This is a genomic window from Candidatus Thermoplasmatota archaeon (genome assembly GCA_029907305.1).
In the GTDB taxonomy this organism is placed as follows: Archaea; Thermoplasmatota; E2; order DHVEG-1; family DHVEG-1; genus JARYMC01.
The window spans coordinates 1-12,080 of the sequence record JARYMC010000044.1 but is presented as its reverse complement, the minus strand read 5'-3'; the positions used below and the strand labels follow the sequence as shown (position 1 = coordinate 12,080).

Genomic DNA, 12,080 nt, shown 5'->3' with positions numbered 1-12,080 from the left:
ATTTCATGAGCAATATGATTTGTGGATTTGACTTCCATTTCTTTCAGAATATAGAACATTTCTTCAAGAGGAAACTTACGATAATCAAAGGATTGTTCCTGTGAGATCATTGAAGTATTCTTTGCATTCTTGGCATTGATATTTCTTTGCACCTTTTGGGGTATTACCGCCACTCCAGATTTTCTTTGAGAAACAATAAGGACATGTGATTGTTTCCTTTCCATCTTATTTTTCTAAGATATTCAAAACATTCCTCCTGTTTCGGGGAAAAACACTTCTGATTAACGTGTGGCTTTACCATATCCCATCCTTATACCCTCTTGTTATGAATTCAGTGGTATATTATCTATCCGCTAATTTGCAGGTAAGAGCCAAATAAATTATTGGCTCTTCCCCACGAATTATCGGACTACCAGATATGAACAGCATAAAGGATTCCTCAGATCATGATTCAAGGAGAAAGATGACTGATGTGAGTCGTTTTGTCCGATGATTTAAGGACATGAGCCAAATTATTATTTTTGTATCACAATTGTTAGAACATCACCATCTTTTAAAACATGCTCTAACCCAACTTTTTGAACAGCATGTTTAACAGATGGACCTGAAACCGTGGCGTACCTAAACTTACGTTTGAAATCACGATGAAGTTTTTCGCAAGCATCCTCAACTTTATCACCATTTCTTAGTATCATGGGTTCGTTATAATCAGCTTGTTTACCAACAGGTTTCATATACACACGGATAAGATTCAGTTTTTGGAAAATCATTCTTTTAAGATCCTCAAGACCAGAACGATCTCTAGCAGATATAGCAAGCACCTCCCAGCCCTTTCGTTTTATACTTTCAAGTTTTATTTGCAGTTCCTGTTCAGACATTAAGTCTTTCTTGTTGATTACCACTAAAGCTGGAACATATACTCTATTCCCCATAAAAACATCAATAAGTTGATCCTCTGTGATATCCTCACGTATGGTTATATCCGCGTTTATAACATATTCTGATGAAATAGCTTTTACAACATTTTCATTTAGATGCGTTAGCTTTATTGTAGAATTAACTGTGATACCACCCTGCCCTTTTTTTGCCACAACCACATCAGGTTTTTTTTGATTAAGTCTCAAACTAGCGTTGTACAATTCTTTTTCCATCACATCAAGTTGCTTTAGATTATGACCATCTATCATCAAAAGTACCATGTCTACGCTTCTTATCGCTGAGAGTATCTCTCTACCACGACCTTTTCCCTGTGAAGCACCAGTTATAAGGCCAGGTAAATCCAAAAACTGTATATCAGCACCATTGTATTTCATCATACCAGGTATAGTTGTTAGAGTAGTGAAATCATAGTCACCAACACGGCTTTTTGCATCTGTCAGCTGGTTCAAAAGAGTGCTCTTGCCCACGCTAGGAAAACCTACAATTCCAACTGTTGCGTTACCAGATTTTTTAATGGCAAAACCTTTTCCTCTGCCACCACTAATTTTTCTTTTTTCCAATGTGTCTCTAAGTTGCGCAAGTTTAGCTTTAAGCTTCCCAATATGATGCTCGGTAGCCTTATTTTTCTGTGTTTTAAATATTTCGTCTTCAATTTCTTTGATTTGTTTTTCTATCGAGGCTGTTTCCATAGCTAGAATAGGCAAATAACAGAGGGTTTAATAAAAACAACTGTTACTTATGTATATGTGTACCTGTTTTACCTTGTAATGCCTCATACCCTTTTTCAACACTAGAAATAACAACCTTGTTGCCACCGTGTTCTAAAAACCTTAAAGCCGCTAGCACCTTTGGCCCCATACTCCCAGCCTGAAAATGACCCTGTTTATAATATTCCTTTAAATCATTAAGAGATACGTTCTCCAATGATTTCTGCTGTGGAGTATTATAGTTCAAATAAACTTTATCAACATTTGTAAGGATAAGTAAAAGCTCTGCATCTATAGCCTCAGCAAGACGTTCAGCAGCTAGATCCTTATCAATAACAGCTTCGAGACCATCCAACCCCCAATCCTCTTTTTCTATAACAGGCATACCCCCACCACCAGATGCTATAACAATTATGTCATCATCAAGCATTTTTCTGATTATATCCCCCTCAACAATAGCTTTCGGGTCAGGTGATGGCACAACCATCCTCCAACCCTTAGGCTGTTTTGTAAGATGATAGCCTTCTTTTAAAAGTTTCATAGCCTCCTCATCGTTATAAAATGGACCAATAGGTTTAGTAGGATTGAGCAGAGAAGGATCGTCTCTATCAACAAGAACTTGGGTAATCAATGCTACAACAGGCCTATTAATATTAGCTTTTTTCAGAGCATTAGATAGACACTGCTGTATCATATACCCAATCAAACCCTCACTCTCAGCAACACATATACCCAGTGGCATAGCAGGAGTAATATCCTTAGCTATATCATTTTGAAGTAGTATGGCGCCTACTTGTGGGCCGTTACCATGGGTTATAACAACATCCCAACCATCCTTGATGATTTGCACTATAGACTTAGATATCTCTCTAGTGTTAGCGAACTGCTCATATATAGTACCCTTTTGCCCTTCCTTAATCAACGCGTTTCCACCAAGGGCAATAACCGCTCTCCTACGCATAAACAAACTTCTCTCAAAAAAGGTGAAAGATGTTCCCTCTATAAAAAACATAATGGTACAAAAATTATATACAACCATTTTCATTGTGTTTTTTAGAAAAAAACCATGTTTAGTGAACAAAGAGAAAGACTAGTCAAAAAACTAAAAATAGAGGGATACATAAAAAACAGTAATGTAGAAAAAGCATTCCTTGAGATACCGAGAGAAAACTTTGTTCCAGAACAAAAGAAGAACTATGCCTATGTTGACACACCACTGGAGATAGGACAAGGACAAACAATCTCAGCACCACACATGGTAGCAATCATGTGCGAGGCTCTGGATGTGAAAGAGGGACAAAAAATATTAGAGATAGGAGCCGGCTCAGGATACCATGCAGCGATAGTCTCAAAACTAGTTGGAGAAAAAGGACATGTATACACAGTAGAAAGATTCAAATCTTTAGCAGAAAAAGCAAATGAAAACCTTGAAAAAACAGTTATAAAAAACGTTACTGTAATAGTGGGAGATGGATCCCAAGGACACATTGAACATGCACCATACGACCGTATATACGTAACATGCGCATCACCAGGAGTACCTCCACCGTTGATAGATCAACTAAAAGACAGAGGAAAACTGCTCATACCTGTTGGGCAGACAGTATGTGAACTACAACTAGTAGAAAAAACTGGTAAAGAAATAAAAACCAGTGATCTAGGTGGATGTGTTTTTGTACCACTAGTTGGGAAATATGGTTACTAAAAAAATTTTTTAGAGCTTATAACCGATGTCTCTAAGGAATTTTTTCCTCCAAGCAAACTCTTCTTTGTTTTCTACGCCTTTTGGTAAAAACCCGTCTATAACCCCTATTATACCTCGTCCGTTTTCTGATTCAGCAATCACAACCTTTGTAGGATTTGCTGTTGCACAAAAAACCGTGCAAACCTCTGGAACATTTTTTATAGCGTTTAACACGTTTAGTGGATAGCAATCCTTCATAAAAACTATGAATGAGTGCCCTGCTCCTATGTTTAACGCGTTTTTTTCCGCGAGTTTTTTAAGATCCTTATCATTCCCCTCAGTTCTTATTTTGCATGCACCACTAGCCTCGCAGAATGCTATACCAAATTTCCCGTTTGGCACAGAGTTCACCATAACCTCATATAAGTCTTCAGCTGATTTTATGAAATGTGTCTGCCCCAGGATGAAATTTATACCCTCTGGTTTCTCAATATCAACAGTTTTAAGTTCAATATCAATCATACTATTTTTACCTCCCAATTTAATAGTTAACCAAATTTTTTTTACAAAAAAAAAACGTATAGGTGTTATATAAACATTATACAAGAAAAGTTGTGGTACCATTTGGTACTACCAGAACTTTTGCGTCTTTACCAGCTATATCAAACGCTTTTTTTAGAGCAACATCAGGGTTCTGCGCAGGTTTAAACCTGAAAATATTCTCAACATCACCTTTATCCATCATTGAAACAAAGATAACAGGATGATCCTCAATAGCTTTGAAATGATAATATGCTTTGTGGGCACCCATAATAAAATTCTTTTTAAGAGCAGCCTCAACCTCTCTAGAGTTCTTGTGGTTTTTCATCCAGTCAACATACATCTGGCTACCATGACCTTCTCTGCATTCAGCAACTAGAACAACCACCCCTTTTTCTTTTAACACATGCGTAGACGTATGTAAAGCCTTTATCGCCTGATACAAATTGATATCATGTGGATGACCATCAGCTGCTACAACAATGATATCTGGTTTGGTTGTAACTTTTCTCTTGTACATATCATCTACTAGTTTAACACCGGCATCCATAACAGATTCTGGTCTCCCAGCCCATACACCAACTATACGATGGTTTGAGTTAAGAACAACGCTGAGAGCAAAATCACAGCCAGCTAAATGCAAAGCCTCATTCATTTCAAGATGAACAGGGTTATCCTTCAGAACACCTGTGCACGCGTGCTCCTCAAACATCAGCTTATGGTTGTTCTGAATAGTGTTATTAGATGATATACCAGGGAGGATGCTTTTGCGTGTACCACCATAACCAGCGAAATAATGATACTCTATGTCACCAACAAGAACCTTGATATCAGCGTCAACATAATCCCTCAGAACCTCGATGTTGTTACCACGTTTAGACCTACCAACAGAAACAAAATCACTGTTAACACTATCATTCGTTATAACAGTATAGTTACGAACGACTTTGTCGCCAACAATGTCTTTTATCATCTCAAAAGAAGGCGGCTTATGTGTACCACAAGCAACAATAATAGTTACATCAGAATCATTGACACCAGCAGTTTTAAGCTCCTCAAGAAGAAGTGGTAAAAGTTCCTTGTTTGGACAAGGTCTTGTGTAATCATCAACAACTATAGCAACCCTATCACCAGGTTTAGCGATATCAGAAAGACGACCTGTACCCATAGGGTTATCCAAAGCCTTTTTTATAAGAGCACTAGGCTGCTCAGGATGGATAACCTCCTTTGGCAAAATAACCTCCAAAAGATTCTCATCAGGCACATTCAACGGCAACTTACCCTTGCCATATGGTAACTGAATCTGCATCTTCCCTCTACCACTATCTATTTCTTCTTAGCACGATGAGATTTAGTCCATTTAACACGCCTAGGTATCCGATTAAGGTCTAGCATGTTTATCTGACATTTACTTTTACAAAAATAAAGTACAGTACCATCTTTTTTAACAAACATCTTACCAGTACCAGGCTCAATTTCATTTCCGCAGAAAGAACACTTTCTTCTCTCCACCATGACAAATAAACCTCTAACGCGGTCCACCAAGTCTCTTAGCTTCCCTTTGTGTTTCACTAAGCATAAGTATATCACCAAGTTGAACAGGACCCATCACATTCCTAGTAATAATCTTCCCTTTATCAATACCATCTAAAACCCTAACCTTAACCTGATAAGCCTCACCAGCCATACCTGTACGATCGATGATTTCAACAACTTCACAAGGAGTTCCTTCTATCATTGTTCTAACCCTGTTTCTTTACTGCCTCAATTTTTTTTACAATATTTTCGATACCAGCTTTCTCTTTACCAGGATTAAGGATAGCCACAGCAGTTGTACTAACATTCATACCTGCAGCAATACCTAATTGTTCTTTGCTTGGAACATACGTATAGGGTATATTTTTCTCTTCACAAAGCATAGGCATATGAGCAAGTATCTCCTCAGGAGAAACATCCTCAGCCATAACAACAAGCTTTGCCTGTCCACGTTCAACCTGTTTCGTGGTTTCATTAGCCCCCTTACATATCTTCCCATTATCTCGAGCTTTTTCTACCAACTCATAGGCTAAATCCTGTAGTTCTTTTGGTGCTTTAAATCTTACATATATCGCCATGTTTTAGCCTCCTTTTAGAAGCCTTCATAGATATATTCCTTTTATAGAATGTAAAGCTTGGAATGTAGGTCACATATAAAAACCTTATCAGTTAAAGATTTCTTATAACATACTCTAGTAAGTAGGGCGCAGGAGGTAGTCTGAGGATTTATAAAGTAGTAATTGTTTTGAAAATGCAGTCTGAGGGATGAAAAATGGTAGAAATTAAGGATTATAAGAATATGGGTATGGCCTCTCTTATTTTAGCAATAATTGGATTTTTTGTTTTATTCTTTTTTAATAGATTTATCGGTTTGACTTTAGGTATAATCGCTTTGATTTTAGGTTATATCTCTAAGAAGCATGGAGACATAAATGGGTTATATGGATTCTACATTAGTTTAGTAATTGTAATATTTATGGTAATATCAGCAATTGTATATGTTTATGTTAGTAGCATGCTTGGTTAATAATTTTTGAGGGAAAAAATGAAATGTTCAGAATGTGGCAAGGAAACTACTATTTTTTATGAATTAGATAATAAAAAATTATGTTTAGGTTGTTATTCAGATTTAGTAGAATATCAAAAAGACGCTTTAGAAACTTTTTTAGAAATGGATCCTATGAGTAAAATCCATCTAGAAGAACAAGCTAAACTTGGTTGGATTTGGAAATATCAATACTATATAGCGATAGGTATTGCAATAATTGTAATTTTATTAATAACATTAATTTGGGGATGATAATATTAAAAAACAAATCATAATAGTTGGAATAATTGTATTATTACTTGTTGTTGGGTTGAGTGGATGCAATGAGTTATTTTCAGATAAAAGATTTGTAGGAACATGGAGAGGTCTATCAGATATTGATACCATTACATTTTTTTCTGATGGAACGTTTACATCAGGTGCGGGATTTCTCTCTGCCGGAGGTAAATGGGAAATAAAAGATGGTAAATTAGTATTTTCAACAAGTAATGGCGAAATGATTACATCTCTTGATTTTGCATTTTCCAATGAGGATAAAACACTTACATTAACAATGCCAGGAAGTAGTATTTCAAGTACTTATCAAAAACAATAATTAAATGCAGAATTTGTAGATGCTTAAATGGAAGGAAAAATTATTTCTATAAACTAAAATATTACATCAATATGCCACGTGATTTATACGGCAGAATGATTAAAAGAGATGTGTGGGGAAAAAAGATACCTAAAAAGGAAATTAAAAGAGAAGTTATCGCAGAGAATAGAGCAAGAGGAAAAAGGGCTGAAGAACGTTTTGAAATGAACGCAAGATTTTCTGGTTATGAAGTAGAAAGAACTGGCAGAGGCTCTGATTATAAAATAAGAAAAAGAGACCCGTGGACAAGAAAAGTTGTATATACAGGCTATAGAGAAATAAAATCGGGAAATGCCCAACTGTCAGACCTTCAGAAGAAAACAAAAAAACGCAAATCAAACTACAAAGTAATAAGAGAAGACAATAACTGGTTGTTTTAATCATTCTGGAATTGTAATTTCATATAAAAACCCAAACAAAAACTTATATCGGCATCGGTACTCTTTCTACTTCTAAAGCATCTGCGGTAGGATACTCCTCAACCATATAGCATTCTAAACCACGTTTTTTCAAAACAGGAGCGATTTTTTCTAGGACCCAAATACCAACCTCAACTCTATTTTTCTTTTTATTAATAAATAGATGCTCACTGCTTATCTTAAACTCCCTTTTAAGAGACAAAAAGAGTTTCTGTAAAGATTCTTTTTTGCTATAAATCGCTCCTTTTATTAAAGTCCCATCGTCGCTAATAACCTCATGCCCACGAGCAACATTATTAGCCCTTCTCATTATCCTGTTTCTAAGCTGGATACCATCCTTGAAAGACGAGGAACAATAATGAACACCAACCCTAAAATCTTCTTTAGAAACCATACTAAGAACTTTTAACGCTGTCTCCTGACTTCCTTTAACAGCAGCTGAAATATCATTTTTAACAACATAGTTTCGAAGAGACAAAGCATCACAGTTACGCTCAGAATACTCAAGCTCATTCAAATTAACCCAACTAAGACCATTACCCTCAGCCCATCTGATAAGGGAAAACATTTCACGTTCCATATTAGGCAAAGATGGTATTTCAAAAGCAACATCAATATCAGTCTTCAAAGCATTTTTAATAGCTGATATTATAGGACTTTTTTCAATTTCACTCCAATAATTTGGCATAGGATGAAACCTTACCTCATCCAAACCAGCTGACACCAACTCACCTATATGCTCACCATTCCTCAAACCAGATGTATAAAGATGAATATGAAAACTTTCACCAAAATTTTTTTTCAACAGAGAAATATATTTCTTTGTACGCCTCCAAACAACAAGCGGGTCACCACCAGTTATACCAGCACCAGTAGCTTCGATGTACTCTGCTTCACGCATAAGCTTCTTTGTATCATTCTCATCATCTAGCTCCCATTCGTCAGCAAAAATACGGTCCTTACCGCCCTTCTCAAAACTAAGAGGACAATAGAAACATTTAGCTGGACATAAACCAGTTATTAAAACAACAAGCTTCGAACCTTTTGCACACATCCTACAAGCAGGTGAAAGCGGAGCTTTGTATGCGCTTTCCTTAAGCAAACTAACAACCTTGCTCATTCCAAGCCTCTACTAGTTATACTAAAAACAGTTTTCTTTCCCTCTGGCTGAGACCTATGTTTAATGATTGTCACCTGCCTCTTACCCATACCAACTCTCTCAAACTTGAGAATGGTTTTAGCTATGTGTTCTATTCCACGCCCAGCAAAAGGTTTCACATCATCGTTCTCAGCAGTATAAACCTGAGCGGAAAGAACAACATACAAATCTTTTTTACGTGCAGCAAGCTGCAATGTTGTCATCTGTCTATTAAGAGAACGAACCGCACCATCCTCGTCATCCTCAAGCATTAGACGATATAACATATTGATTGTATCAACAACTATCAAACCAACATCCTTTATCTTCAAAGCATCATCTATCATTTTTTCTTGTTCCTCAAAAGAATGAGGAGTAAAAAACAGGATGTTTGACAATATTTTTTTGTAATCATAGCCTTCGCTTATTTGACGTAACCTCTCAAGCGAAATGCCCTCTGTGTCAATATATGCTACTTTTCCAACACATGTAGCATATTCCCTAGAAACCTGAAGGCAAAGATTTGTTTTTCCACTACCAGCCTCACCGTAAACCTCGGTTATTGTGCTACTTTCAATTCCCCCGCCAAGCAAATCATCTATAGGTTTGCATCTTGTTTGTAAAAGTTTCATTTCAAAGATAGTCAGTGACATCCAAAATAAAAATCTAGTGGTTAAAACAAAAAGAGATCATTTCATTCTATCTATCAGTAGGCAGGCTTTACAAAAAGACTGAGAAGTTGGTTCACCACACCTCTTACATTTATTCAACTCAGCAGGAGGATACTTCTCAAATAACAAGTCCTTGATGCTATCATAACTATTCAAAATACTATGCCGTGTACCAGGATTTCTCTCTTCAAGGTTATCAATAATCTCACGGAAAACACCACGAAAAGCACGCGTCGAATAAGGGCACTCTGCATCATGAAACTCTATGCCTCTTAAAATCGCATAAAGCATAGTCTCCTTCTCAGGGATAGTACGAAGAGGAAACACACGAGGCACAAGACCAGGCTGAACCTTACTATGTGGACCAAGACGAGCAAGCTTCTGCATATCACCATTAACAAAATTCATCAAAATAGACTGAGACATATCATCAAGGTTATGACCAGTAACAAGTTTATCTACACCAAGCTCCTTAGATTTCTTATTTAAACAAAAACGTCTGAAAACACCACAATAACTACACTCACCGATCTCATCCTTCATAGATGCTATCTCATCCATTGTTTTACCAACCACGTCCTTAAACGATATTATATGGTGTTCTATCCCTAATTTACCACAGTTCCTACTAGCTATCCTGATACTATGGTCTCTATAACCTTTTATGCCTTCATCAACGGTAACAGCAAAGAGTTTAACACCCATTCTCTCAGAAAAAATGTCATGAGTAACATACAAAGCAACAGTACTATCCTTGCCACCAGACAGAGCTACTGCTATCTTACTTCTATTCTTTGTCTTACCCTGTTTTTTAACATCTTTTTTAACCCTTTTTTCAAAAAACTCAACAAAATGATCCCTGCAGAGATGCGCACCACTATAACGTATAAATATTACAGCATTCTTCCTACATTTATCACAAACCTTGGTCATTCTAAGAAAGCGGAAATAATTCCACTATAAAATAGTTTATTGATGAACCAGACCATCAACTTTTATCTCAAAAGCTATAACAGGGTGCTCAAGCTCAAAAGCTGATATAGTCTTTGGGTGAAGTTCACCAAAAAACCCTATATCAGAGTTTTTACAGACAATAGACGCACATCTACCATTCACAAAAGCGGGATGAATTTTATCTTTGATTGTATAACCAAACCCGGAGTCTCTTATAACCGCCTCAACAATAGATTTACATTCAGTGAAATTAGCCTTAGCATCTATCTTAACAGCAGCAAGGTTATGTGCATTCCTGAAATCCTCACCAACAACTACACCAAGCTCAAAAATCTGCTGAGGAAGAGGATGATGCCTATTCTCACTAAGTATCTTCAACAAAGATGGAATTAAACTAACACGAAGAGTAGAATACTCCTCACCAATAGGGTTTTCTATCTGAACCCTGGAACCAATCTCCAAACCCATCCTAACAAACTCATCATTATCATTTGATATAGTAAAAGTTGTAACCTCATTAAAACCAAGACCTATCATTATACTCCTAAGATCATCATAGAGATTTTGTTTAGACAGAACCTTACCAAAGGTCATAGACTTGGGAAGATCAGTTTCAAACCTATCAAAACCATAACCAACAGCAACATCCTCAACAAGATCAATATCATGCAAGATATCTGTACGCCAAGCAGGAATATAGACGTCTATACTACCCTTCTCATTTTTAGATGCATCATAACCCATAGCACTAAGACAGTCAATGACCTCTTTTTCACCAAATTTTGTGCCAAGAACACTGTTAACATAGTCAACTGACAAAACCCTTTTAACAGGGTTCAAATCAGGTGAAGCATAAGATTTACCACCGTCTTTTACAGTTGTGCTAAAAATCTTACCACCTCTCTCAGCAAGCGCAGTAACAACAATATTAAGAGCGTAATTAATCGCCTTCCTGTCATTACCAGTAACATCAATAAAAAGATCCTTTGTAAACGGCGTAACCTCAGTTAGACTACCATTTATAATAGGAGGAAAAGAAAGCACGTTGTTATTAGAATCAACAATCAAAGGATACTTATCAAAACCCTCAAGTAGATGCGCGTAATCAACACCCTTCTCATGTTTCTTAAGTATCTCACGTAAAGTCATTGATTCAACTTTAGCAAGCGGAACAAACTCGACAGAATCAGGATCAACCGCCTTATAAACAAACGGTGGTTTAACAGGTTCAAAATTATGAACACCAATAGCAACCTTCTTCCTGTTTCTACCAAGACCAAGATGCAGTTTCTCCTGCAAATCCATAAGTGAAGAAATAAGATCATCGGTCATATTCACATTTTTTACAAGAGCTGTTGTAACAAAAGGTCTAACCTTTTTAACAGATGGATCAACATACATTTCAATATTGGATTTTTTAATATTATAATTTTTAAGTCCTACTTCAAACTCAAAAAATGATCTTGATGCTCTAGCAATGCCTTCAACAGATGTAAGATCTGGTCTATTTGGAAAAAATTCTACACTTATTTCATTATCTTCTACTTTTTCTACATCTGCGCCTATCATTGGTAGTTTTTCTATTAATTCTTCTTTGGATATTTCATATCCTAGTATGTTTATGAAATCATTATAATCAAATGTCACAATTGGCATATGAATGTGAAATATGTTTTTAGTATTTTAATCAATAGGATAGTTTTTTAATTTTGACTATTTATAATTTCAGGATATGTAAAGATGACATGTTAAAGTTGCCTCGCCTCTCAGATAAGAGAGGTGAGATAGATGAACTATGTAGGATTAGATA

Annotated in this window: 17 protein-coding genes; 5 read left to right on the top strand and 12 right to left on the bottom strand. The window is 36.4% G+C overall.

Going from position 1 to position 12,080, the window contains the following annotated elements; genetic code table 11:
* The 3 genes from QHH19_04470 to arcC all read right to left on the bottom strand — a co-directional run.
* Positions 1-224 (bottom strand): hypothetical protein (locus tag QHH19_04470; protein MDH7517580.1); only part of this gene is annotated, 224 nt, incomplete at its 3' end.
* A 291-nt stretch (positions 225-515) separates the two neighbouring features.
* Positions 516-1,628: a GTP-binding protein gene (locus QHH19_04465; protein ID MDH7517579.1), complete on the bottom strand. Its 1,113-nt coding sequence runs from the start codon at positions 1,626-1,628 to the stop codon at positions 516-518.
* A 43-nt stretch (positions 1,629-1,671) separates the two neighbouring features.
* Positions 1,672-2,607: a carbamate kinase gene (gene arcC / locus QHH19_04460; GenBank protein ID MDH7517578.1), complete on the bottom strand. Its 936-nt coding sequence runs from the start codon at positions 2,605-2,607 to the stop codon at positions 1,672-1,674.
* Between the two features lie 105 nt (positions 2,608-2,712).
* On the opposite strand from arcC, the gene QHH19_04455 reads away from it, so the two are divergent.
* The gene (locus QHH19_04455; protein MDH7517577.1) at positions 2,713-3,351 is read left to right on the top strand and encodes a protein-L-isoaspartate O-methyltransferase; all 639 of its coding nucleotides are present in this window, start codon (positions 2,713-2,715) and stop codon (positions 3,349-3,351) included.
* A 9-nt stretch (positions 3,352-3,360) separates the two neighbouring features.
* Here the strand turns inward: QHH19_04455 and QHH19_04450 are convergent, their stop codons facing one another.
* From QHH19_04450 to rpl7ae, 5 genes are all read right to left on the bottom strand, one after another.
* Positions 3,361-3,852, bottom strand: coding sequence for an adenosine-specific kinase (locus tag QHH19_04450; GenBank protein MDH7517576.1), 492 nt, complete (start codon positions 3,850-3,852; stop codon positions 3,361-3,363).
* A 76-nt stretch (positions 3,853-3,928) separates the two neighbouring features.
* Positions 3,929-5,179 carry a nickel-dependent lactate racemase gene (larA, locus tag QHH19_04445; protein MDH7517575.1) on the bottom strand — a complete coding sequence of 417 codons (1,251 nt, stop codon included), beginning with the start codon at positions 5,177-5,179 and terminating at the stop codon, positions 3,929-3,931.
* Positions 5,180-5,196: 17 nt separating this feature from the next.
* Positions 5,197-5,385, bottom strand: coding sequence for a 50S ribosomal protein L24e (locus tag QHH19_04440; protein MDH7517574.1), 189 nt, complete (start codon positions 5,383-5,385; stop codon positions 5,197-5,199).
* A gap of 13 nt (positions 5,386-5,398) precedes the next feature.
* Positions 5,399-5,608 carry a 30S ribosomal protein S28e gene (locus QHH19_04435; protein MDH7517573.1) on the bottom strand — a complete coding sequence of 70 codons (210 nt, stop codon included), beginning with the start codon at positions 5,606-5,608 and terminating at the stop codon, positions 5,399-5,401.
* Between the two features lie 4 nt (positions 5,609-5,612).
* Positions 5,613-5,984: a 50S ribosomal protein L7Ae gene (gene rpl7ae, locus QHH19_04430; protein MDH7517572.1), complete on the bottom strand. Its 372-nt coding sequence runs from the start codon at positions 5,982-5,984 to the stop codon at positions 5,613-5,615.
* 194 nt (positions 5,985-6,178) lie between these two features.
* On the opposite strand from rpl7ae, the gene QHH19_04425 reads away from it, so the two are divergent.
* The 4 genes from QHH19_04425 (at position 6,179) to QHH19_04410 (ending at position 7,468) form a co-directional block, all read left to right on the top strand.
* Positions 6,179-6,433, top strand: a complete 255-nt coding sequence (locus QHH19_04425; protein MDH7517571.1) for a hypothetical protein — start codon at positions 6,179-6,181, stop codon at positions 6,431-6,433.
* Positions 6,434-6,451: 18 nt separating this feature from the next.
* A complete protein-coding gene (locus QHH19_04420) occupies positions 6,452-6,706 on the top strand; it encodes a hypothetical protein (protein MDH7517570.1) in 255 nt (84 codons plus the stop codon).
* Between the two features lie 58 nt (positions 6,707-6,764).
* Positions 6,765-7,049, top strand: coding sequence for a hypothetical protein (locus QHH19_04415; protein ID MDH7517569.1), 285 nt, complete (start codon positions 6,765-6,767; stop codon positions 7,047-7,049).
* 95 nt (positions 7,050-7,144) lie between these two features.
* Complete coding sequence (locus tag QHH19_04410; GenBank protein MDH7517568.1) at positions 7,145-7,468, top strand: hypothetical protein; 324 nt, start codon at positions 7,145-7,147, stop codon at positions 7,466-7,468.
* A gap of 43 nt (positions 7,469-7,511) precedes the next feature.
* Here the strand turns inward: QHH19_04410 and QHH19_04405 are convergent, their stop codons facing one another.
* The 4 genes from QHH19_04405 to pheT are packed head-to-tail and all read right to left on the bottom strand — an operon-like array spanning position 7,512 to position 11,926.
* Positions 7,512-8,627: a radical SAM protein gene (locus QHH19_04405; GenBank protein MDH7517567.1), complete on the bottom strand. Its 1,116-nt coding sequence runs from the start codon at positions 8,625-8,627 to the stop codon at positions 7,512-7,514.
* A complete protein-coding gene (gene radB, locus QHH19_04400) occupies positions 8,624-9,298 on the bottom strand; it encodes a DNA repair and recombination protein RadB (protein ID MDH7517566.1) in 675 nt (224 codons plus the stop codon). The genes QHH19_04405 and radB overlap by 4 nt, the downstream gene beginning before the upstream one ends.
* Positions 9,299-9,334: 36 nt before the next feature.
* On the bottom strand, positions 9,335-10,249 hold the full coding sequence (locus QHH19_04395) for a TIGR00269 family protein (protein MDH7517565.1): 915 nt from the start codon (positions 10,247-10,249) through the stop codon (positions 9,335-9,337).
* Between the two features lie 36 nt (positions 10,250-10,285).
* Positions 10,286-11,926 carry a phenylalanine--tRNA ligase subunit beta gene (pheT, locus tag QHH19_04390; GenBank protein ID MDH7517564.1) on the bottom strand — a complete coding sequence of 547 codons (1,641 nt, stop codon included), beginning with the start codon at positions 11,924-11,926 and terminating at the stop codon, positions 10,286-10,288.
* Between the last annotated feature and the right edge of the window lie 154 nt (positions 11,927-12,080).

Bases quoted from the DNA above. Each gene is read 5' to 3' on its own strand.
- arcC (MDH7517578.1), bottom strand. From the start codon at position 2,607: ATGCGTAGGAGAGCGGTTATTGCCCTTGGTGGAAACGCGTTGATTAAG.
- pheT (MDH7517564.1), bottom strand. From the start codon at position 11,926: ATGCCAATTGTGACATTTGATTATAATGATTTCATAAACATACTAGGA.
- QHH19_04465 (MDH7517579.1), bottom strand. From the start codon at position 1,628: ATGGAAACAGCCTCGATAGAAAAACAAATCAAAGAAATTGAAGACGAA.
- QHH19_04410 (MDH7517568.1), top strand. From the start codon at position 7,145: ATGATTAAAAGAGATGTGTGGGGAAAAAAGATACCTAAAAAGGAAATT.
- QHH19_04425 (MDH7517571.1), top strand. From the start codon at position 6,179: ATGGTAGAAATTAAGGATTATAAGAATATGGGTATGGCCTCTCTTATT.
- radB (MDH7517566.1), bottom strand. From the start codon at position 9,298: ATGTCACTGACTATCTTTGAAATGAAACTTTTACAAACAAGATGCAAA.
- QHH19_04405 (MDH7517567.1), bottom strand. From the start codon at position 8,627: ATGAGCAAGGTTGTTAGTTTGCTTAAGGAAAGCGCATACAAAGCTCCG.
- larA (MDH7517575.1), bottom strand. From the start codon at position 5,179: ATGCAGATTCAGTTACCATATGGCAAGGGTAAGTTGCCGTTGAATGTG.
- QHH19_04455 (MDH7517577.1), top strand. From the start codon at position 2,713: ATGTTTAGTGAACAAAGAGAAAGACTAGTCAAAAAACTAAAAATAGAG.
- QHH19_04395 (MDH7517565.1), bottom strand. From the start codon at position 10,249: ATGACCAAGGTTTGTGATAAATGTAGGAAGAATGCTGTAATATTTATA.
- QHH19_04420 (MDH7517570.1), top strand. From the start codon at position 6,452: ATGAAATGTTCAGAATGTGGCAAGGAAACTACTATTTTTTATGAATTA.
- QHH19_04440 (MDH7517574.1), bottom strand. From the start codon at position 5,385: ATGGTGGAGAGAAGAAAGTGTTCTTTCTGCGGAAATGAAATTGAGCCT.
- QHH19_04450 (MDH7517576.1), bottom strand. From the start codon at position 3,852: ATGATTGATATTGAACTTAAAACTGTTGATATTGAGAAACCAGAGGGT.
- rpl7ae (MDH7517572.1), bottom strand. From the start codon at position 5,984: ATGGCGATATATGTAAGATTTAAAGCACCAAAAGAACTACAGGATTTA.
- QHH19_04435 (MDH7517573.1), bottom strand. From the start codon at position 5,608: ATGATAGAAGGAACTCCTTGTGAAGTTGTTGAAATCATCGATCGTACA.